Origin of the sequence: Parabacteroides sp. MSK.9.14, from assembly GCF_019041495.1 — a bacterium.
GTDB lineage: Bacteria > Bacteroidota > Bacteroidia > Bacteroidales > Tannerellaceae > Parabacteroides > Parabacteroides merdae.
On the sequence record NZ_JAHPXO010000055.1, the window covers coordinates 1 to 21,712 of the forward strand.

General features: G+C 44.4%; 18 protein-coding genes and 1 pseudogene. 8 read left to right on the top strand and 11 right to left on the bottom strand.

From position 1 onward, the window contains the following. Window positions 1–93 precede the first annotated feature (93 nt). The gene (locus KTG12_RS22375) at window positions 94–2,349 is read left to right on the top strand and encodes an FtsX-like permease family protein (RefSeq protein ID WP_240142599.1); all 2,256 of its coding nucleotides are present in this window, start codon (window positions 94–96) and stop codon (window positions 2,347–2,349) included. Between the two features lie 14 nt (window positions 2,350–2,363). On the opposite strand, the gene fsa is transcribed toward KTG12_RS22375, so the two are convergent. Together fsa and KTG12_RS19850 are read right to left on the bottom strand one after the other, a co-directional pair. Next, the gene (fsa, locus tag KTG12_RS19845; protein WP_138272775.1) at window positions 2,364–3,020 is read right to left on the bottom strand and encodes a fructose-6-phosphate aldolase; all 657 of its coding nucleotides are present in this window, start codon (window positions 3,018–3,020) and stop codon (window positions 2,364–2,366) included. Window positions 3,021–3,122: 102 nt separating this feature from the next. After that, window positions 3,123–3,296, bottom strand: coding sequence for a hypothetical protein (locus KTG12_RS19850; RefSeq protein ID WP_005637727.1), 174 nt, complete (start codon window positions 3,294–3,296; stop codon window positions 3,123–3,125). Between the two features lie 124 nt (window positions 3,297–3,420). Here KTG12_RS19850 and KTG12_RS19855 point away from each other — a divergent pair, with 124 nt between their 5' ends. Together KTG12_RS19855 and KTG12_RS19860 are read left to right on the top strand one after the other, a co-directional pair. Beyond that, entirely contained in the window at window positions 3,421–4,251 is an 831-nt protein-coding gene (locus KTG12_RS19855; RefSeq protein WP_005637729.1) for a hypothetical protein, read from the top strand. A gap of 66 nt (window positions 4,252–4,317) precedes the next feature. After that, the gene (locus KTG12_RS19860; RefSeq protein ID WP_005637730.1) at window positions 4,318–5,217 is read left to right on the top strand and encodes an endonuclease/exonuclease/phosphatase family protein; all 900 of its coding nucleotides are present in this window, start codon (window positions 4,318–4,320) and stop codon (window positions 5,215–5,217) included. Here the strand turns inward: KTG12_RS19860 and KTG12_RS19865 are convergent. The 8 genes from KTG12_RS19865 to trpS form a co-directional block, all read right to left on the bottom strand. After that, a complete protein-coding gene (locus tag KTG12_RS19865; RefSeq protein ID WP_005637732.1) occupies window positions 5,204–6,211 on the bottom strand; it encodes a DUF4249 domain-containing protein in 1,008 nt (335 codons plus the stop codon). The two genes, KTG12_RS19860 and KTG12_RS19865, sit on opposite strands and share 14 nt — an antisense overlap. Before the next feature lie 12 nt (window positions 6,212–6,223). Continuing rightward, window positions 6,224–8,983: a TonB-dependent receptor gene (locus tag KTG12_RS19870; protein WP_046452185.1), complete on the bottom strand. Its 2,760-nt coding sequence runs from the start codon at window positions 8,981–8,983 to the stop codon at window positions 6,224–6,226. Between the two features lie 76 nt (window positions 8,984–9,059). Then, complete coding sequence (locus tag KTG12_RS19875; protein WP_022321258.1) at window positions 9,060–10,082, bottom strand: DUF4249 domain-containing protein; 1,023 nt, start codon at window positions 10,080–10,082, stop codon at window positions 9,060–9,062. A gap of 5 nt (window positions 10,083–10,087) precedes the next feature. Beyond that, complete coding sequence (locus KTG12_RS19880; RefSeq protein WP_138272774.1) at window positions 10,088–12,748, bottom strand: TonB-dependent receptor; 2,661 nt, start codon at window positions 12,746–12,748, stop codon at window positions 10,088–10,090. A 5-nt stretch (window positions 12,749–12,753) separates the two neighbouring features. Next, window positions 12,754–13,599: a FecR family protein gene (locus KTG12_RS19885; RefSeq protein WP_005637739.1), complete on the bottom strand. Its 846-nt coding sequence runs from the start codon at window positions 13,597–13,599 to the stop codon at window positions 12,754–12,756. A 55-nt stretch (window positions 13,600–13,654) separates the two neighbouring features. Continuing rightward, window positions 13,655–14,413 (bottom strand): outer membrane beta-barrel protein, encoded by a 759-nt coding sequence (locus KTG12_RS19890; protein WP_138272773.1) that lies wholly within the window; start codon window positions 14,411–14,413, stop codon window positions 13,655–13,657. An 81-nt stretch (window positions 14,414–14,494) separates the two neighbouring features. Next, window positions 14,495–15,010, bottom strand: coding sequence for an RNA polymerase sigma-70 factor (locus KTG12_RS19895; protein ID WP_138272772.1), 516 nt, complete (start codon window positions 15,008–15,010; stop codon window positions 14,495–14,497). Window positions 15,011–15,227: 217 nt separating this feature from the next. Further along, on the bottom strand, window positions 15,228–16,280 hold the full coding sequence (gene trpS / locus KTG12_RS19900) for a tryptophan--tRNA ligase (protein WP_005637744.1): 1,053 nt from the start codon (window positions 16,278–16,280) through the stop codon (window positions 15,228–15,230). A 228-nt stretch (window positions 16,281–16,508) separates the two neighbouring features. On the opposite strand from trpS, the gene KTG12_RS19905 reads away from it, so the two are divergent. Then, entirely contained in the window at window positions 16,509–17,510 is a 1,002-nt protein-coding gene (locus tag KTG12_RS19905) for a 6-bladed beta-propeller (RefSeq protein ID WP_173022978.1), read from the top strand. Between the two features lie 216 nt (window positions 17,511–17,726). Then, window positions 17,727–17,831, top strand: a pseudogene (locus tag KTG12_RS22380) (transposase); the annotation flags it as partial. A gap of 767 nt (window positions 17,832–18,598) precedes the next feature. On the opposite strand, the gene KTG12_RS19910 reads toward KTG12_RS22380, so the two are convergent. Next, complete coding sequence (locus KTG12_RS19910) at window positions 18,599–19,711, bottom strand: hypothetical protein (protein WP_240142598.1); 1,113 nt, start codon at window positions 19,709–19,711, stop codon at window positions 18,599–18,601. A 145-nt stretch (window positions 19,712–19,856) separates the two neighbouring features. Between KTG12_RS19910 and KTG12_RS19915 the strand changes: the two genes are divergently transcribed. The 3 genes from KTG12_RS19915 to KTG12_RS19925 form a co-directional block, all read left to right on the top strand. Then, window positions 19,857–20,087 (top strand): NVEALA domain-containing protein, encoded by a 231-nt coding sequence (locus tag KTG12_RS19915; protein WP_005637759.1) that lies wholly within the window; start codon window positions 19,857–19,859, stop codon window positions 20,085–20,087. A gap of 2 nt (window positions 20,088–20,089) precedes the next feature. Next, on the top strand, window positions 20,090–21,145 hold the full coding sequence (locus KTG12_RS19920; protein ID WP_005650689.1) for a BF3164 family lipoprotein: 1,056 nt from the start codon (window positions 20,090–20,092) through the stop codon (window positions 21,143–21,145). A 6-nt stretch (window positions 21,146–21,151) separates the two neighbouring features. After that, window positions 21,152–21,712: hypothetical protein (locus KTG12_RS19925; RefSeq protein WP_216945526.1), on the top strand; the 561-nt coding region annotated here is incomplete at its 3' end.

Genomic DNA, 21,712 nt, shown 5'->3' on the forward strand with positions numbered 1-21,712 from the left:
TTGATATTCAATTGATAAAAGGAAATTAGTGATAGTATGACAGTTGTTTTTCAAAATAATCCTATAAAGAGACAAAGCTGGCCGATGAAGGCTATGCAAAATTTATTTCAGGGAAATTTAAACAGGCTCATAATAAATCATTACATTCGCTACAAATACAGATTCATTGTTGGAAAGATCCCGATTCAACTAAAAGAGCAATATTCGGAAGTGGAAGATTACCTGCGCTTCGGCTCAATCGATTGCAACTCCGTCACCATAGGGGATAAAAAATACGACCCAATCCTGATTACCATAACAGACACTACTTTTGCCCGCTTCTTCGAATATGAAGTACTGCACGGCAACCTGCATGACGCCCTTGCCTCCCCGGACAAAGCCGCGCTAAGCGAATCATGTGCCCGGAAACTATTCGGAAAAACAAACCCGGTAGGAAAGATTGTCCAAATAGACCTGGCGGACGGAGGCATACGTTATGAGGACGAAACAACACCCCTTTCCCGCCCTTTCCAAATTGCTGCCGTATTGAAAGAACATTCTCAGTCCTACCTCAAATTCGACATGCTCACCGGTATCGGACAAGACTATTACGGTGGAGGAGTCGCCCTTTTGAAAGTCTCCCCCTCGTTCGACAAAGAACAATTCGCCCAAAAGATCAAAGCAGACGGAGTCCCTACCCTGCAACAGGAGAAAGGGCGATACTATTTCTATACCTTACAAGAATCCTATTTCCAACACTATACGCAGGAATCGATTCCTTATATCGCCCGTTCCCAGCAATCGCTGTTACTCATCGGGCTGATATCAGCCTTACTGATCCTGCTGATCGCCTGCTCTAACTATATCAATCTCAGTTTCTCCCGGATCCTTCAACAGATACGGATCATACACACACAAAAGCTGATGGGAGCCACACAAGCAGAGATGAACTACCAATTGTTTCTGGATACATTCCTCACAGTCGGCATCGCCTTCCTGCTCTCGTTGCTGATCGCCCACGACCTGATCCCCGTTTTCAACCGGATCATGTCCGGAAGGATCACCACCGGATTTTTTCTGAACAGGCAGGTGCTACCCGTTATCTGCGGACTAATCCTGATCCTGTCCGTTATCCCAGCTTGCTACATGAGCCGGAAAATCGCCAACCTGACGGATAGCAACTACCGCCTGTTCTTCACCGGAAACAAAAAAAGAAAGGTCGTCACCGCTCTCTCCGTCATGCAGTATATCATCTCCATCGGGCTGGTTATCGGAACACTCACCATCCATGCACAATTGAAACTGACACAAAAGAAAGGCGAATGCTACCGCAATCTAATCGAAATCGGAAGCTGGAAAGGAGGGAAACTGGATGTCAACACATTCGCAGCCGAACTGAAGAACAGACCGGAAATAGCCTCCGTCACACGTGCCGGAGGTTCCCTCCTCTTCGCCTGGCTCCAACAGATCATTGTTGAAAACAAAGATGGATCAGAATCCTACTATTCGTCGGTCCAATACATGGGCGAAGAAGATCTCCTGCAAACCCTGAACCTACAAATCCACCAAGGACTGGCTCCCCGGGAAGCCATGCAGAAATATGACCAACCAGTCTACATAAACCGGAGATATGCGGACATACTGATCCCGGCCGGTGAAAACCCTGTCGGCCAACTGGTCAGCCGGTATGACAAATCCTTCCAAAATGTCCTGGCCGGGGATCCAAAACAGGCATGTACAATCTGCGGGATTGTCAGCGACCTCTATATCAATACGCTGGAAGAAGAAGCGATGCCTTCCTTGATCTATCTCAATAACGCCGGCAACCAACACTACCGGACACTCTATGTCAGACTGAATGAAAAACAGAAAAAGGAAGGGATGGAAACGTTACAAGCGGTATGGAAAAAGGTAAACCCTAATGAATACTTCACCTATATAGATGTATACGAAGTATTCATGCAACGCAACCGCAGGACGACCGATATGGCGAACTTATTGCTGATGTATTCCATCATCAGTATCCTCCTGACCTGCTTCGGCCTGTTTGGAATGGCTTTGTACGCGACCAAACAGCGGACCAAAGAGATCGGCATCCGAAAGGTGAATGGAGCCAGCACACGAAGCATCATGTTACTACTGATCCGACAGTTCGTCAAATGGATAGCAGTGGCATTCGTGATTGCAACACCTCTTGCCTGGGTACTGCTGAACCGTTGGCTGGAAAGTTTCGCCAACCGGATAAGCATTTCCCCACTCTATTTCCTAATGGGCGGAGGCATCGTCCTGGCTATCACATTACTAACGGTAGGATGGCACAGTTACCGGGCAGCTTCGAGCAACCCGGTAAAAAGCCTAAAGAGTGAATAAAAAGAGGAAGAAAATCATCCGTTCACCTTCTTATAGTCGGCAAGGAAAGTTGCCAAGCCACTATCGGTAAGCGGATGTTTCAATAAGTCTTTGATAGCAGAAAGCGGACAGGTTGCCACATCGGCTCCGGCTTCCACGCACTGAATGATATGCTGTGTAGAACGGATGGAGGCTGCCAGCACCTGCGTCTCGTAATCGTAGTAATCGTACATCTCAACAATCTTACGCACCAGTTCGATTCCGTCACTCGCAATGTCGTCCAAACGGCCGACAAAAGGAGAAACATACGTCGCACCCGCTTTGGTCGCCAACAATGCCTGTCCCGGAGAAAAGACAAGCGTACAATTCGTACGGATGCCTTTACCTGAAAAATACTTGATTGCCTTGATTCCGGCTTCTATACAAGGGACCTTCACTACGATATGCGGATTTAGTCCGGCCAGTTCCTCACCTTCCTTGATCATGCCTTCGTAGTCTGTGGCAATCACTTCGGCACTCACATCCCCATCCACCATTTCGCAGATTTTGATGTAATGTCTACGCTGGTTTTCTACTCCCTTGATACCCTCTTTCGCCATCAGAGAAGGGTTGGTGGTAACACCGTCTAGTACACCCAATTCATTTGCTTCCCGGATCTGATCCAGATTAGCCGTGTCAATAAAGAATTTCATCGCCTATTTTTTTAAGTAACTATAAAATATAACAAGCGGAAGCACATAATAGTTTATACTATGCCATTGATTTTCAAAACTCGAAGCGCACTCCTTTCTCTATCATGCTGCCCCCCCGGAGACGTACACATTCCAATCCGGATTGTCCCACAAATTAATCACCAAATTGACCGGGACACACACGCTCATCATGGCAGGTGCGTACAGTTCATATAATTCTTTACGAGCCAATGCTTCGCCACGCTTACATCCGTCGATTAACAGTTGTTCGTCCATAAATACTTGCTACTCTCTGATTACATGATGAAACAGATTTCCGGATAGTTGCACCGATCTTCATTATTTATACACAAATATCTAAATTTATTTTTATCTTCGCAGAAATTAAATGAGTTGTTGTATGAAGCGGGGAATTAGTTTAATCATATTGTTATTGTGCGCATTATGTTTGCAAGCACAATCTGATCTGACTTGGATCAGAACCAAAGAAGGACGAATGGTGGCAGTACCCAAACGGGCGGTTTTCGACTTGAACCTGCCCAAATTCACATACAAAAGTTTCACGCCATCGGACAGGCAACTGATCGAAGCCAAGTTGCGTGAATTCATTCCCGATCTTCCGGTCCAATCCGCATATGAACAGGAGCGCCCGATGGACATGATTATTTCATCTGCTGCCTACCAGCCTTTCTTCAATCCTTACACACCGATGTTAAGACGTGTTTCGCCGATGGCATTGGATTTCCATGAAGTATCGATCATCCCCGTCAGCGAACAAGTGGCCTTTATCACAAGCGGACAACAATACACATGGCCCGGCATCGGTGGTCTTACCCGGATCAACACGGAACTACTATGGACATACGACCGGTTCTCCCTGTCGGGAGGCGCTTTCGGCGGACGCTATTTCACCCCGTTCAATCCTTCCCCCCAATTCATGGGCGGGTTCAATGCGATGGCCAGCTATGACGTGACCGACTGGATGACAGTGAGAGGATGGGGACAATATACGTTTTACGATCACAACGAAAGAAACAACCCACATATGCTGATGAACCCGTTTTACAACCATACAAACGTAGGCGGAGCATTCGAATTCAAGGTGAACGACAGCGGCTTCAGGGTCGGCGTAGGGGTTAACTACGAATACAATCCGATCCGCGGAAAGATGGAACGCCAGTTCATGTTCTATCCGGCAGGCAAGATCGGAATGTTCCGGATCGGTAACTGAACATAAAGAAATAATAGACAAAATTATCGCAACACCCACTTTTAAATGTGTCAAAACAATAGAACCATGAAACTACATCATATACTCTATACCTTACTGCTCATATCGTTATTTCCCATAACAAGCAACGGGCAACCAGCAAGAAAAGAGAAACTACGGGTTATATCCTACAATATTTGGAACGGTTTCGAACATGATGCTTCCCGGCGAGCAAATTTTATCGACTGGATAAAAGGACAGCAACCGGACATTCTGGCCATAACCGAACTGGTTGGATTTACAGAAAAAAATTTAGGCCAACTAGCCTCCGAATACGGGCATAAGTATTATGCCATCGTGAAAGAAGAAGGATACCCGGTCGGCATAACTTCCAACAAACCGATCACGGTCGTAAAGAAACAAGTAGAAGATTTCTGGCACGGCATGCTGCACGTAAAAACGTATGGATTGGATATCATCGTCACCCATCTCAGCCCTCACGACTGGAAGTTCCGACTGAAAGAAGCGCAAATGCTGACAAAATACATACAGGACAATCAGTTGGACAACTGTATGGTCATGGGAGATTTCAACGCCTATTCGCCTTTCGACGCCGATTGGGTGGAAACACACGCCCAACTCATCAAAAACAAGCAGAAATGGGATGCCGAACAAGAAACATACCGGAATATGCGTGACGGACGGCTTGATTATTCAGTTCTGTCCCAATTCCTATCCATCGGGCTGACCGATATATGCCGTTTGTATGTCCCTGCCGATAAACGAACGACATTCCCGACCGCTTTCCTTTACCGATGGCAACATGGCGACACCCGTCTGCACGGGATAAGCGAACGGTTGGATTATATACTGGTTTCTCCATCCCTGGTTTCCCGGTGTGTCGACGCCCATATCCACAACGGAATAGAAACTGAAGGGATTTCGGACCATTATCCGGTCAGCGTAGACTTGATCATTCACTTGTAAATTCCCAGGACTCCATGCAGCTGCCGCCTAAAATACCGGTTCCGCCTTCTACATTCGAATAGATGCGGACCGGTTCGGCAAAGCCTATTTCCGCCAGATCGCCGACAAAGCCACTCTCATACAAATCATTCATGGTTTTCATATAGTTATAATAGGAGCGAGAAACGGAATACAGATAACAACGGTATATGTAGGGGGTATAATCGACACTCTGAGTATAGCTAAGACTTATTTTCCAAGGGATCTTAAACTGATAGCTTTTCCCATCGAACAACTCGTCCGAAAAAGCGAGTCCGTTATAACCACCCACACCATCATATCCGAAAATCTGATCTAAAGCCGAATTCTGAACAGCAAATACCGGTTCACTACCATAATCAGGCCTAAAAGAATACCAGGAATAAACGGTATCGTTTTCTCCTCCCCAAATATTTCCCTGACGGAAATAAATCAGATAATAATTGTCTTCGCCTGGTTCGTCGTGAAGAGTGAAGCACACGGTATTATTTTGAGCCAAATGTATATATGCATCATCAAACCATTCAGTAGTATCTCTTACACTCTCCTGTTGAAGCTCGAAACCCGAGACAGAACAGGGGCGAGGGACTTCCGTCACGGCCTCCACATCCTTAAAACCATTCCGAGAAGCCACAAGGCGTATCCGATCGCCCGTCACAGGTATATAAGATGAAGATTTGTAACGAACGGCATCGATATCAAGCTCTTCATACTTTACGGCCACTTCGGACAATGATTCCCGGAACACATCGTTCACATAAAGTTTTACATCCGCACCAGACACAAAAATATCTTTGACCTTATTATCCGCATAAAACCAGGTACGGGAAAGTTCTACCGATAGTGTATCACCTTGTACGGCCAGACAATTCAACACCAGTTTGGGTTCAGGACGCATATGTTCCAAATTTATCTCTTTCTCGCAACCGGACAAGACAAACAACAACAAAACCAATATACAAATATTATATCTCATCTTTTTCCTCCTTCAAAATTTATATGTATATGAAACCGACGGTATGATCGGAAAAATACCAATAGACTTGAATGCATTCCGATAGGTGACATTCGGATTCCCATAGTCGTCTGATCCAGCCTCCTCTTTGACATCTCCTTTATAAACCAGGATAGGATTCATCCGGCTGTACACGTTATAAATACTAATATTCCAAATTCCCATACGCCCCTTCTTTTTAGGACGATATATATTAATGCCCACATCCAAACGATGGTAGGCAGGAAGTTGATAATTATTACGTTGGTCATAATAATCTTCACCAGTCCCATTCCCCCAGAAAGGTCTTTCTCCCGGTTGGTGCAGATGGTCACTCGGATAATAATTTTCCAGTGACAATGTTGTATAATTACCAGACGAATAAGTCCAGGCAGCCGACAGCTCTACTTTTTTGGAGAGTTTATGCATGACAACAATATTCAATTTATGCCGATTGTCGTAACGGGAAGGATAGCGCCGTCCTTTATTTATTTCGTCAAACTGACGATCCGCCCACGCCAGCGCATACCCGACCCATCCGGTTGTTTTTCCTGTTTGCTTACGAACCATAAACTCCACTCCGTAAGCACGCCCTTCACCGGAAGCCATCTTATTTTCCCATGAAACGGATGAAGGAATCAGACTATAACCATCCTTATATTCCAACAAGTTGTTCATCCGTTTATAATAACCTTCAACAGAAAAATCCAATAGCTGATTCCAATTGTAATAACCACCCAAAGAAATCTGGTCACTGACAAGCGGCTTCAACTTATTAGTCACCGGCATCCAAGAATCAGTCGGCAAATCCATAAAGCTGTTACTGATCAAATGTACATACTGGTTCATACGGGAGTAAGAAGCTTTCAAACTAACATCCGGTGAAAGCAACCAGCGCATAGAAACACGCGGCTCAATACCGGTATACGTCCTGTTATCAATATTAAACAGGCTGAAACGAAGTCCGACATTTAAACGAAAAGCATCGGAAATCGACCAATCATCTTCAGCATAGGCAGCCAATTCATGTGCCCACAACTTGTCGTCGGAAAAAGTTTTAGCAATCTGCATAGAATCCGGCAGACTATTGTCCAATGCTTTCATCCGGTTATACTCCGGTTGAAAATAATGAATCAGGTAATCACCGCCAAAACGGATACGGTGTGCCGCCACCGGTCGATAATCAAACGAGGTACGAACACCAAAATCCGTGATTCCTGTCACATTGGTCGTCTCGTCCAAAGAATACTTATATCCGGAATCACCTTCCTTACCGGAAACATCTTCCTCTTTATATCTGATTTTAGAACGATATCGCGTATAGAAACCGGACAATTTTCCGAATAACTTATTACTGAACGCATACGTCCAGCCAGCAGAAGCGACCAAATTCCCCCAACGCATATAGGCGTCGATCGTATTACGATATTCGCTTGTATATTCGGAATAAGCAAAATCTTCACTTCCTACTTTCAAGACATCATTCCCGTTATAGAGGCTCAAATACATCCTACTCCGGTCGCTGAAACGATGGTCGATACGAGCATTCAAATCATGGAAAGCATAACGGACATTAATACGTTCTCCATTCTTTTTATTTTTCTTATTTACAATCGCCAACACAGGAGCCGTCAGCACATCCAACCACGTACGCCTAAGCGCTATATTGAAAGAAGTCCGGTCTTTCCAAATCGGCCCTTCCAGATTCAGATTACCGGAAACCAACCCTAAAGAGGCGGATCCATGAAATTCTTTCATATTCCCCTCCTTGGTATGCACATCCACCACCGAAGAAAGGCGTCCGCCGTAACGGGCCGGGAAACCGGCTTTGAAGAAATTCATGCCTTTAATCGCCTCATTGTTGAACGCAGAGAAAAAACCGCCGATATGATTCACCTGATAGACAGGATTACCATCGACCAGAAAAAGGTTCTCATCCGAATTTCCACCCCTGACATACAAACCAGAAATACCTTCCGTCCCAGCCGACACTCCAGGTGTCAATTGCAAGGTCCGGATAATATCGGCCTCCCCCAACAAAGTCGGAGTCGCACGAATAGTAGCATGATTCACCTCCAATGTTCCCATTTGCGTACTACGGACCGTTTGGCGGGTTGTTTCCAAGGCTGTCACCAACACTTCTCCGATTGCGGCATTAGGCTGCAAATCGATTACCAAGACTGTGTCTTGCTTCAACACCGGAATTGTGAACAGATGGCTCTCATAACCGATATAAGACGCTTGCAAACGAACGGGAGCACCATCACTGCCCGACGGTACAGGCAACGAAAGACTAAAGAATCCATAGGTATTGGCAGCCACACCGCTCAGGCTATTCACTTCATACACAGAAGCCCCGACCAGGGATTCTGCGGAAGTTTTATCCCGCACAAAACCGCTGATCGTGACCTGTCTGGGTTTACGTTTCAGAACGACAATATTTCCTGTCCTCTTGTACACGAACGGATAGCCGGCAAAAAGTCGTGCCAGACAATCGTCCAATGCAGCATCGTTCACTTTGAAACTCGTTTTCTGAAACTCTTTCAACAAAGATGATTCATACGAAAAAGTCACTCCGGCCTGCTTCTCGATCTCTGTCAGAATCTCCTTCAAAGAAACGTTCCACATGTTCAATGTAACCGTTCGAACCTCATCTCCACCATTTACCTCTGCCGACAACTTCTCCGATATCAAAAAACAACTCAAACACACAAAAACACAGGTAAACCATCCTCTCGACATAAACTTCTTCATCTTATCTTTATTGACTTTTCATCCATAAGACAGGAAAACAGGAAAAACCCCTACTCGATCCGGAAATTTTTATAAATCAATCATAAACGGCAAACGGATTCCAAGAGGGTTCTTTATCACCGAAAGGCATTGTAAAACGGCGATGGGCCAGTTGGCAACCGGCAACAATTCCAAAACCACCTTCGACATTCGTATAAGTGGCGGTGGGTTCCACCAAACCATCTAAGTAAGCATCACCCAACGAGATAGAGAAATTACGGATTACAACCAGATACCGATAGTATTCTTCCGAAATAGCCATCAGACGAATATCATAATGCACCGTTGTCGTTACAGAATCGCCCTTAAAGGAACTATCGACAGGCCAGAAAGAAGAGCGGACCGTATAGTCTTTGCCATCGAACATATCGTCCGTAAACGTGCCCCGGCAAGTCGTCCCATCTAACTGCTCAATAACCGGATTCGTCACTGTCGAACGAAATACCGGATCTTCATAAACTACGCCCAACCAATCCGTATAATTAAGTTCTGACCGGTACATCGAACTACAGGTTATCACACTGTCTCCCTTCTGGAACTCTGTCTGTTTTTCAATTATCAAGCGATAATAGTTTCGTTTATCCGGCTTGTCACGAAACCGGACATACAGCCGTATGGAAGGATATTCATATCCTCCATAACCAAAGCGGGTAAAACGGACCGTATCGACAGACAACACCTCCACCGGATCCGGGATAACTGTCTCTCCCCCTACCAGATCGAAACCACCCGCCTCTGCTTCCAGCCGTAAGCGATCGCCGGCCCTCACACGGCATCCGGGCAACACGTACCGTCCTGTAAACCGGCTATCGGAAACGGGCTGCATACGTCCTTGCAAACGGTCGTTTATAAACACTTGTATGCTGCCATCCTCGACCCCGTCGTCCGTAACCGTGTCCAAGACAAACCAACTTTTGGACAAGAAAGCCGTCACATCCGTATCCGGCGAAACGGAAGCATTCAGCACCAGGCGCGGAGAAACGGGCGGAAGGACCAGCACCACGTCGCGGGTACAAGAGACAAACAAAAGCAGGCACAAGGCAAACAGTATCTTCTTCATCGCCATCAGAATTTATATGTATAAGAAACAGAAGGGACGAAAAGAAACAACAAGGTCTGCTCCAACACGACCTCCCGCCCTTTTTCCGTTTGATAATAAATAGGCCGGACTGAGAAAGGATTCGCCTTAAAATAGGCATTGCAAAGACTCAGGTTCCAGATTCCCATACGCCCGTTCTTCTTATACCGGTAGAAATTAGCACCTAAATCAAGCCGGTGGTAAGCCGGAAGCTGGTAATTGTTGCGCGAACTTGCGTTCTCGCCATATCCCCACCAAAGCTCCTCCTGATAGCCACGCTCCGTCAGCTCCGGTAACGGGCGGTATTGCACATCCTGAATCGTCAGGTGATTACCGGACTTATACATCCAGGCTGCCGTCAGTTCCACCTTTTTTGAAAGTTTGTAGGAAGCGACGATATCGACTTTATGCCGGTTGTCGTATTTGGAGGGGAAACGATGTCCTTTGTTGACCGTCCCATCCGGAAACCAGCGATCGGACCAGGAGAGCGTATACCCGATCCATCCGTTAAACCGCCCGGTCTTTTTCTGCACCATCAGTTCCAAGCCGTAAGAACGTCCCTTCCCCACTCCGACCCGGTCTTCCCACCCCTCAAAAGAGGGAAGAACCGGACCGTTATCCTTATATTCCACCAGATTATTCATCCGTTTGTAATAGCCTTCAGCCGAGAAATCCAATTCTTTATAATGCCAAAATAGGCCACCCGTTACCTGATGCGCATGCATCGGACGGATATTCCCGGTAACCGGCACCCAGATATCCGTCGGCTGGCTGATATAGCTGTTGGACAATAAATGGATATATTGGTTCATCTTCGTATAGGACACTTTTGCCGACAGGTTCCGCCCTAACAGATAGCGGGCGGAAAAACGGGGCTGGAATGACTGGTATGTCTCTCCTTGTACATGGAAAAGGGTAAAGCGCAACCCGGCATTCACCCGCAACCGGTCGGTCAGCAACATTTCGTCTTCCGCATACAGGGAAACTTCGTGGCCATGAATCAAAGAATGTGAAAAGACCGTATTATTCATTTGCGAAACAACCGAATCCTTATACCAGGAACTCATATTACTTTGTTCGGGACGAAAAAGATGGAACAGGTAATCGCCTCCCATCCGAACCCGGTGGTCGACATTCGGGCGATAGTCAAAAGAGGCTCTCAGACTCACATCTTCCATAGCCGAACGATAATGCCCTTCCTGAAAATAGACCTGTCCGCTCTTATCCGGCGATGAGACAAAAGCATTCTGCTTCTGGATTATATGCGAACGGTAGCGGGTATACCCTCCGGTAAAAGTGGCAAACAGTTTCCGGTTGATCAGGTAGTTCCACCCGGCAGACCCGATCAGATTTCCCCAGCGCCAGCGGAAGTCCCGATCTTCACCATGTATATCTTTCGAATCCTCACCGTTACGATAACTGTCACTTCCCATGTAAAAACTCAGATAAGCACGGCTACGGTCCGTAAAAGAATAATCGACTTTAGCATTCATATCGTAGAAATGGTATCCGCCCTTCCATTCAGTATCGGCCTTCTTGTTCACTGCCGTCATGAGTGGCCAGGTAATCAATTCCATCCAAGTACGCCGTACCGACACGTTGAACGAAGACCGATCCTTGATGATCGGCCCTTCGAGATTGGCACGCGCCGCCAGCAAGCCGATCGAGATATTCCCGTGATATTCTTTCCGGTTTCCTTCGTTTGTACGCACATCTACAACAGAAGAAAGTCTCCCGCCGTATTCCGCCGGAAAACTTCCTTTATAAAAAGTGGCATTCTTCACAGCATCCGGATTGAAAGCCGAAAAGAAGCCTAACACATGGTCTGTATGATAGACCGGATTTCCATCAAGCAAAAACAGGTTATCGTCGCCATCACCTCCCCGCACAAACAAGCCACTCATGCCTTCTGTTCCTCCGGTCACACCCGGTAGCCGTTGCAAAGTCTTGACAACATCCGTTTCGCCCAACAGGGCCGGCAACGATTTCACCCGGCTTGCCGGGACATCCGACACCCCTACCCGACTGTTCAAAACATCCGACCGGGGAGAAATTCCTTTTATCACGACTTCCCCCAGTACCCCGGCAGGCGATAGGGAGAGATCGATCATCGTGTCGCGGGTCAACTCGAACGTAACGGAACAGGGCTCGTAGCCGACATAAGAAGAAGACAGCACCACTTTCCCCGGAGGTAGCGTAATACTGTAAAAGCCGTAATTATTGGAAACCGATCCTTTTCCGGAAGAACGCTCCACCACGGTTGCCGCAATCAGACTCTCGTAGGATGCGGAATCCCGCACAAACCCACTGATGGTATATTGCCGGGGTTTCCGTTTCAATATCACATAACGTCCCGTAATCCGGTAAACAAGAGGTAAAGGCTCGAACAACCGTTTCAGGCAATAAGAAAGAGACTCGTCGCGCGCCGTCAACGAAACATGGCGGAATTCTTTCAACATCGACGATTCATAGGAAAAAAACAGGCCGGTCTGCTTTTCGATCTCCAGCAAAATATCCTGTAACGGTACCCGCTTCATATCCAGCGTGACAGTAGGAGTCGGGTCCGCCAACAGGGGCAAAGGTTCTTTCGCTCCGATCAGCGGGCAACATATACAAATCCCGATGACAAATAGGTAAACACGATACATATTTTTTATTTATCTTTCCGGGGAACCAATCGGATATCCAACGTCTGATTGATAACCATCAGGACTTCGTCAAGAGGCAGATCGTTGAATGTTGCGGTCAGTCGGGAATCCGGCGAATCCACTTTGTTGATGATCTCCACCTGGTAATACTCGTTCAGGTCCCTGATCACCTTCTCCAAAGGCGTATCGTTAAACCTCAACTGCTTCGTTTTCCAGGAAAGATTATTCGGATTCTCTTCCTTCAGGATATCTATTTCTTTCTTTTCATTCGAATAAGAGGCCGACATTCCCGCCGTCAGGATAACCGGTTCGGGCTCCTTTCCGGCAGCAAAACGCACTTTTCCCGTAACGACATCGACTTCCGTCATGTCCGGTTGTTCACTAACTTGGAAGCTGGTACCTAAAACCGTCACCTCCGTCATGGCAGTATGAACGGAAAAGGGGCGCGCCTCGTTCCTCTTCACCTGGAAAAAAGCTTTTCCCGTCATCTCCACCACACGTCTTTCCTTTCCATATTTCTTCACATCATACCGAAGTGTCGAATTTCCGGCCATAGAAACCAGCGTGCTATCCGGCAAATAAACATCTTTTAATTGCCCCGATACAGTAGCGACAGATACCCATTCGGGATTATTCCGCTCTTTCACATAAAAAGTGCCGAATCCAATAAGCAAAAGCACAACAGAAGCGGCCGCCATCCAATAACGGCGAAAAGCGACCTGGCGGCAGATTCCCTGCCGAAAGGCAAACCGTTTCCAAGCCTTATCCTCATCCAAGCTCCCCTCTTTGTAGTGCCGGACTACAAAACGAAGGCGTTTTTCAAATCTATCATCTCGCTCGTTGTTCTTCATTTCAATTGACAATTGATAATGGACAATGGACAATTGCCACAGCCCTTTCCATTGTTTATTTTCCTAATTTAAATTTATAACCGACAGATAAACTGAAAGTATGGTATTTCAAGTCGACCGAATCATATTCGTATTCCTTGCCCAAAGAGGCATCGTAACCGACATTCATCACACAGGAGCCTATTTCCAATCCTGCCTGAAACGAAAGTCCCCAGTCGAAAGAGTTATCGTGCGTCCAACTTTCATGACTAAAACCTTTCTCTACCCATCCGCCACCATACAAATAACCTCCATTACCTCCATAATAGATAGAGCCATAACTTTCATGACTGCTACTATTACCCGGTGTATATTCATTATACACAGCTATATTTTTATCTCCCATCGAATAAGCGATATAAGGACCGGCAGCCAGATTCAACCGTACATTATCCGCTAAACAGAATGACAAATTCGCCATCAACGGGACTTGCAAGAAATGACGCCTCGTCTTATAATAGCTTTTACTAAAAGTAGACTCCGACTGATCGTCTATTGTCGGGTAAATGTTCCCGAACGAAGTCGATTGTCTCGAATATCCCCGTTGAGCATAATACAACCCCGATTTCAATGAAAAACGGTCCGGTTTAACAACATACTCCACTCCAACTCCGATTTTCCAACGGGCATTCCAAGTGTATCCCGGTTCATCGATATAAGAGAAGCCGCCTCTCTTGACGGCCGTCATCCCGACTTCCGGCGTCAACGACCATCGTTGTGCGCTCACCGATACCACACTCATCATCAACATCACAAATAACACGAATTTCTTCATTTTTCTTTTTTGTATTAGTGATACATAAACATTTAACCTTTCTATCACTAAGACCGGAAATTTGAAAAAACCCCTATTCATTCAAGAAAAAAAGAAACAATAAATCCGTATGACAGTTTCCCGCAAAGTCTTTAATGCTTTTCCCATCTGGTTTTCAACTGTTTTAATGGAAATATGCAACTCCTCCGCAATCTCCTGATATTTCAATCCGTCCCGCTTGGAAAGCAGAAATATTTTCTTCCGTTCAGCAGGCAATCCGTCGATAGCCGCCCAAAGACGCGCATCCCGTTCCGATTGATATATCTGTTCCTCTTCCGACAGGTCTTCTATATCAGCAATACATTCCGTTGTCTGTAACATATCGGAAGACTGGGCGATAAGCGTAAGGGAACGGTTCCGTACCGCCTGATAGAGATAGGATTTAAAGTTAGCAATTACCATATCATGGCTGTTCTTATCCCAAACATCGGCAAAAACCTGCTGCACGACGTCCTCGGCATCTTCCATTTTTTCTGTAAAACGGAGTGCAAACAGGCACAAGGGCTTATAAAACTCCTTGAAAATACGTTCAAATTCACCCGCAGATATTGCCGCCATACATTTGTTACTTGTCTCTATTCACTGCAAAGTAAAGTAGTTTTCCATTTAATAATCCGATTTTCAGGTTCTTTATTATGATTTTAATAAATTATACCGCACAAAATCACCTGCCTTGCAAACATAAACAAAACACGGACTACACAGACTACACGGTTTTAATTCATCCGTGAGGTCGGTGTAATCCGTGCCTCAAATATAGTAAGCCTGAATATGCTTATCCTCTGAATCCGATAATCTCACGCACTTCACGCAACGTTTTCGCAGCGCTCTCGCTTGCTTTTTCGGCTCCCATGCGGGCTACTTTTGCCAAATAGTCTTCGTTGGAACGAATGTCCAAGATACGTTCACGAATCGGAGCACAGAAATTATTGATATCTTCAGCCAACTGCTTTTTCAAATCTCCGTAACGGATCTCGCAATTGTTATATTTCTCATTGAAGAAATCGAAAGTATCTTTTGTCGATACGATCTCCATCATCGTAAACAGATTGGCAATCGGTTCGGGTTTCACGCTGTTCGGTTCCGTCGGACCTGCATCTGTCACAGCTTTCATCACCTTCTTCTTGATTGTCTTTTCATCGTCGATCAGGTAGATAGCATTACCTTCGCTCTTACCCATCTTGCCGGATCCGTCCAGTCCGGGAACTTTGATCGCCTTATTGGAATAATAGAAAGAGGCGGGTTCCGGGAAACATTCGACTCCGTAAGTTGCATTGAAACGACGGGCAAAACGGCGCGCCATTTCCATATTTTGTTCCTGGTCTTTCCCTACCGGTACTTTCACCGCCTTATGAATAATGATATCGGCAGCCATCAGAGTCGGGTAGGTCAGCAAACCGGCGCTTACGCTATGTTTATTGCCTTCGTTGAAAATTTCCTTTTCCACATCCCCTTCCGTGGTGTTGACACGGTCGATGTGCAACTGCTGGCGTGCCTTATCCTTGAAAGAAGTAGTACGCATCAACTCGCCGATCCCTGCATTCATATTCAGATACAGATACAATTCGGGAATTTCGCGCACATCGCTCTGAAGATAGATGGTCGCTTTTTCCGGATCGATGCCACAAGCCAGATATTCGGCCAGGATCGTCTTTACACTGTTACGGATATTATCAGGATGCGGATGTGTAGTCAACGAGTGCCAGTCTGCAATAAAGAAAAAGCAATTATACTCATTTTGCATTTGCAAAAATCCTTTTACTGCTCCGAAGTAATTCCCCAGATGCAAATTACCCGTTGGGCGAATGCCACTTACTACTGTTTCCATTTTCTTTCTTAAATTATTAATATCAAATGGCGACAAAGATAGCAATTATTTTGACAGATTCCGAATCTTTATGCCTCCGGCTGATCCAATATCTCATCATGAAGATATGAAAAACAAAAATATAGTTCATGTCTATCAATAATTCGGACAAAGCCGTTACGATCATATCGTAATTAAATAATATTCGTATATTTGTATCGTGACAACATATTAAAAGCAAATAAAGTCATGAATAAATTGTTATACCTTTTATTGATCGCTGTCTGTTGGAGTTGCAGTCAGGATTCTGAAACAGAAAAACACCAGAGTAAACGGGATCAGGTGGTCGACGTACGGGACAAAATGAAAGAGTTTTCAACACAAGATGTGCTGATAGGCCGGATATCGAGGACTTATCTAATCGACAATTATTTAATTGTCACCGATTATAATTCACCGGACAAACTCATTCATCTGTTTGACAAAAACACATTCGAACATCTTGCCAGCAGTACATATCAGGGACAAGGTCCGGGTGAGATTACAATTATAGGCCATGTTGGAATCGACGAGACGAACCGCCGCTTCTTTGTATCGGATCACGGCAAACTGAAAATATTCGCTTACGACCTGGACAGTGTTTTAACGACTCCGGAATATCAGCCAAGTGTAAAAATAGATATGAAGAAAAAACTGTTTCCGGATGATTATTTATATTTGAATGACACACTTTGCATTGCCAAAATCATCGAACCGATAGGTAACAACGATTATAAACCTTCGGTTGCCAGATGGAATATGGCAACCGGGGAAATAAATCCTATGCCATACGAATATCCCGATTTGAAAAAAGTCCGCTTCATATACGCAGCATCCGCAGAGCACCAATTATATGTCCAATGTTATACTCAATACGACCTGATGATCATCTGTGATTTTAACGGGAATTTAAAATGCAATATCTACGGCCCGAAATGGGTAAACGAAAAAACACAAACCCAGCACTATTCTCTCGGAGTTGAATTTTGTGGAGATAAGATTCTGGCCCTTTATTCCGGTGGCGATCACCGCACAGACGCCTACTATCCAACAAAGTTCCTGGTCTTCGATTTAAATGGCAATTACCTCAAAACCCTGGAAACCGGATACATGATAACCGATTTCTGTTATGACAAAGAAAATAACCGGCTTATCATAAACTTAAACGATGAAATACAGTTCGCTTATTTGGATTTAGAAGGGATAATTTAGACTATATCAGTCCGACAGTCTTGGCTATGCAAAGAAACTTTACTATCGTTGTTATATTACGGACTGAATACACAATTCAGATAGATAAAAAGAGTAGATTCACATTCTGTCAGCCAACTTTGAACAAGTCTGTTTCCAGTATAATTTGGAAAGCCAGAAGAAAGATATCCTTCAAGCCTTTTCGCAATCGGATCACGATTTGTTCCAAGTGCTTTTTATCAGCACTCCCGATTTATTTGCGTGTTTGGGATTAACCCAGACATGCAAGTTATTGACAAACTTTTCAAAGAACTCATTTTATTTACTGCCAGAGCCGCTTAGGGTTGGCGAATTTTTAACGAACTATTGTGTATGAAATATACCAAAGAAAAAACAGGACCTTATCTTATAAGTTTTTCCCATTTCCTCTGTCACTGTATCACTGATTTCTTTCTATCAGTTGATATTCAAATTGTCTGATTTGTGATACATGCCCGTTTTCTCTATCACTACCCTATCACTGGCAATAGCAGTTTTTCTCATCCCTGTAAATCACGCGATTATTTTATGTAAAAACGAGTGCAAAATAGGTAAAACCGGGTGGTTTTCATTGTCTAGCACGGTACTTTAGTTGCCGGACACCCCCATGTTGCCATCCTTAACACCCGGGTGTAGAAAGTCGGTACACCCGGGTGTTAAGGATGGCAACATGGGGGTGTTTACGGAATTATCTGCTTGTCTTTGGCAAAAAAAGAGAGGGCTTTTGTGGAATGAAGAACCGTATTTCGCCGATTTAATACCTGTTATATTCATTTTTACATTTGTTTATTCGATTATTCTATATGCTTTTTCCAAAGCATATAGAATACAGCATACTGATTATCAATAATATAACAAAAACCATGTTCCAGAGGTGATAGAGGAGTGATAAAGGAAAACGTCTTGTATCACTGTCTCTGACGCTTGAATATTAATAGCTACAACCTTTGGAGTGATGGAGTGATAGAGGATTTGCAGAAAACTTCATATGTAGATCACAACCCTGGAAAATTTTGATGCGGTTGTCCTGAAAGTGGCAGGAATATGCCAAATTTTGAAGAACGCCCCGGTTATGATCCGCGTGACCAGCTACAGGTATCCTCCAGCCTTATGTTGCTCTCCCGGACAGTTCCAATATTCAGGCGATAAGATAAACCGGAAGCATTTTCAATAGACAACTCCGGAAAAGTTGTCAAATCTTCTCGCAGTCGCATTATGGTTTGCGTCATAGATTTCTTTATCGCTCGGTTTAGCTGCCTATTTTCTTTTGTCGATTCATCTTCGCTCAAAGGCCGCCCTAACACATCATTACAAAAAACAGGATAGCTGATAGTATGATCCGGCGCTTCCAAAAAACGGATAAAAGCACGTAAACGGTTTCTTGCCAAAAAAACTTTATGATCTTGATCTTTCAATTCTCCCGTTTTCTTGCTGAAAAAAACATCCTGCGCTATCTCTATCCACTCCGAAGCATCCGAAGAAAGCGCTACCGGTACGGGCGTAACAGGAGTAACAGCTGCTTCATTATGCTCTACATTTTTGTGGCGTTGCCATATATACATTATAATAACAAGAATACACCACAACAAAATCAGCCCCCAAATCAGAGACATCCGGCTAAATAAATAGGAATGGGAAAACAAGACATACGCTTGTAGTTTTATTTGCCTTTGATCATGTTCTACACCAAACACAATAGGCTCCAAAGCGATCCCTGCCCGAGATAACGGCTTATTCGAACAACTGACAAGGCTGTCACCCTGTAAAAAAGAAACAGCTGTCTGGGCGATTATGCCTTCACTTTTTAGTTCTTCTTGAAAAAGACTGTCGAGGGTAAAGGCACGATTGGGATTTTCGAAAGCAATGAACAATTGAAAGCTCCATTCTCTTTTATCAGTCAAAGCAAGACTGTCCGCCTGTTCACTTTTTTTATAAACAACTTTTCCCTTTTCGATTTCAATAACAGTAAAATCAGAAGAAATACCAGTATATGATTTGGGGAAAGAGATAAACTCCGGTTGCATCAGTTCCTTTTCCAGATCGACTGCATGACTAAAAAGATAAGTTGCTTTAAGAATCTGCTCATTTTTAATTTGAGAAAAATAATGGCAAGATAAAAACACAACTAATATCGTTAAAATCAATATCCCTCCAAAGACTATAATAAATCTATGTTTTTCCATTTTCATCTCATTTGTGAGACAAAAGTAACAAAACGAACAAGCAAAATCAACACTTTGGCAACATTTCACCGGAAACAGCAAAGTGTTTCCACTTTTAGTTGACAATCTTAAATCGGAAGATTACTTTTACGCTCAAAAAAGGAACATGAAAAAGAAAACAGTATTAAAATTGCTTTTTATTACAAGTTGTTTGGTGGCTGTGTGTAGCCTGTTTTACAATAATGAAACAAGCACATTGGACAGTCTGGCATTTCAGAATGTTGAAGCATTGGCCCAAGGCGAAAATGATGATGATGCCCATTGCTATGGTTATGGTTCAGTCGATTGCCGAAGCTACAAAGTAAAATATAAAATATCAGGTTTAAGTTTAGAATAATCGTGAAACGTTTTGCATACGTATTATTAATAGGTATCAGTGCGATAATCTCCTGTACCGATTCCCCCGGTACTTACTACCCACGATATTCGACTTTTCCCAATGAAAAGGCAATAAGTGCGCGGGTGATCGAACTGGACACTGCCCTCTTCCGCTACCCATTCCGGGTAGTGGTCAAAGACAGTATAGCTATTGTAATGGATTTGCATAACGCAGACAATTATTTTCATGCTTTCACATATCCGAATTGGAAACATATTGTTTCTTTTGGCAAACGGGGTGAAGGACCGGAAGAAATGCTTTCGGCCGAAACATTCCAGTTCAACTCCCTCGATTCCATATATGCACTCGATGCAAACAAGATGCAGATCTCACGCTGGGCGATTTCAGCAAAAGACCATTCAGCTACAAGACAGGAAGTGATACGATTAGATAAAAATCTAATCCGTTCATTAGATTTCTGTGCCACAGACTCTTGTTTTCTGATCCCGGACTATTTAGGAGAGCACCGATATTGGCAAGTCAATTACAGTGGTAAACCTATCAGAAGCATCGGTAAAATACCTACCGAAAAAGATTTGGCTTCGGAAATCCGCCCAGCATTAGCACAGGCATGGCGTAGTTTTATCGATTACAACCCGCACAATGGCATATTGGCAATGGTCACCCAATTAGGGGAATCCATCGAAATATACAATACCAAAGAGAATACCCATACCGTATTATACGGTCCGAACGGCGAACCCCGGTTTAAAAGCATCAAAGGTGAAGGCTTCCCGACCGGAATTATGGGATTCAGCGATATTGTTATCACTGACAAATATATCTATAGCGTATTCCAAGGAATCCGGTTTAAAGACAAATTAGCCTCTTATCAACGGGGCGAAAAGCCGGAGGACGGAGGGCGTTATATATATGTATTCGACCTGAAAGGAAATCCCATACAAAAATACACCTTAGACAAACCCATATACGGAATCGATATAAACGAAAAAACAAAGACGGTCATCGCCACATGTGTAGAAAGCGACGAGCCGATCATGGAATTTAAAATATAACAATAGATGAAACCACTGTTATACATATTATCTATATTCTTTTTGTTAACCTCTTGCAAAGAAGACAAAAAAGAGCAATTTGCCCGTTTAGTTCAGGAATGGCAGGGAAAAGAGATCGTGTTTCCGCAGGATATGGCTTTCACCCGTTTCGTCACTGAGCAGGTGGAATACCGGATACCCGATACAGAATATAAAGTGCTGATTTATGTCGATTCAACAGGTTGTACCAGTTGCAAATTACAACTGCCGAAATGGAAAGAATTGATCGCCCATGTCGATTCGGCAACAAACAGCAACATCCCGTTCATTTTCGTCTTCCAGTCGAAAGATGATAAAGAATTGCGATATATCCTGAAACGCGACAACTTTAACCGTCCGGTCTGTATCGACCGGGACAGTCAGTTGGACAAATTGAACAAATTTCCGCAAGACATCACATTCCAAACCTTCCTGCTTGACCGGGACAACAAGGTGAAAGTGATCGGCAATCCGGTGCATAACTTGGCGGTCAAGGATTTGTATTTGAAACAGATGACCGGGAAAATATCACCGGGGCGCGACCGGATC

Bases quoted from the DNA above. Each gene is read 5' to 3' on its own strand.
- KTG12_RS22375 (WP_240142599.1), top strand. From the start codon at position 94: ATGCAAAATTTATTTCAGGGAAATTTAAACAGGCTCATAATAAATCAT.
- fsa (WP_138272775.1), bottom strand. From the start codon at position 3,020: ATGAAATTCTTTATTGACACGGCTAATCTGGATCAGATCCGGGAAGCA.
- KTG12_RS19850 (WP_005637727.1), bottom strand. From the start codon at position 3,296: ATGGACGAACAACTGTTAATCGACGGATGTAAGCGTGGCGAAGCATTG.
- KTG12_RS19855 (WP_005637729.1), top strand. From the start codon at position 3,421: ATGAAGCGGGGAATTAGTTTAATCATATTGTTATTGTGCGCATTATGT.
- KTG12_RS19860 (WP_005637730.1), top strand. From the start codon at position 4,318: ATGAAACTACATCATATACTCTATACCTTACTGCTCATATCGTTATTT.
- KTG12_RS19865 (WP_005637732.1), bottom strand. From the start codon at position 6,211: ATGAGATATAATATTTGTATATTGGTTTTGTTGTTGTTTGTCTTGTCC.
- KTG12_RS19870 (WP_046452185.1), bottom strand. From the start codon at position 8,983: ATGAAGAAGTTTATGTCGAGAGGATGGTTTACCTGTGTTTTTGTGTGT.
- KTG12_RS19875 (WP_022321258.1), bottom strand. From the start codon at position 10,082: ATGAAGAAGATACTGTTTGCCTTGTGCCTGCTTTTGTTTGTCTCTTGT.
- KTG12_RS19880 (WP_138272774.1), bottom strand. From the start codon at position 12,748: ATGTATCGTGTTTACCTATTTGTCATCGGGATTTGTATATGTTGCCCG.
- KTG12_RS19885 (WP_005637739.1), bottom strand. From the start codon at position 13,599: ATGAAGAACAACGAGCGAGATGATAGATTTGAAAAACGCCTTCGTTTT.
- KTG12_RS19890 (WP_138272773.1), bottom strand. From the start codon at position 14,413: ATGAAGAAATTCGTGTTATTTGTGATGTTGATGATGAGTGTGGTATCG.
- KTG12_RS19895 (WP_138272772.1), bottom strand. From the start codon at position 15,010: ATGGCGGCAATATCTGCGGGTGAATTTGAACGTATTTTCAAGGAGTTT.
- trpS (WP_005637744.1), bottom strand. From the start codon at position 16,280: ATGGAAACAGTAGTAAGTGGCATTCGCCCAACGGGTAATTTGCATCTG.
- KTG12_RS19905 (WP_173022978.1), top strand. From the start codon at position 16,509: ATGAATAAATTGTTATACCTTTTATTGATCGCTGTCTGTTGGAGTTGC.
- KTG12_RS19910 (WP_240142598.1), bottom strand. From the start codon at position 19,711: ATGGAAAAACATAGATTTATTATAGTCTTTGGAGGGATATTGATTTTA.
- KTG12_RS19915 (WP_005637759.1), top strand. From the start codon at position 19,857: ATGAAAAAGAAAACAGTATTAAAATTGCTTTTTATTACAAGTTGTTTG.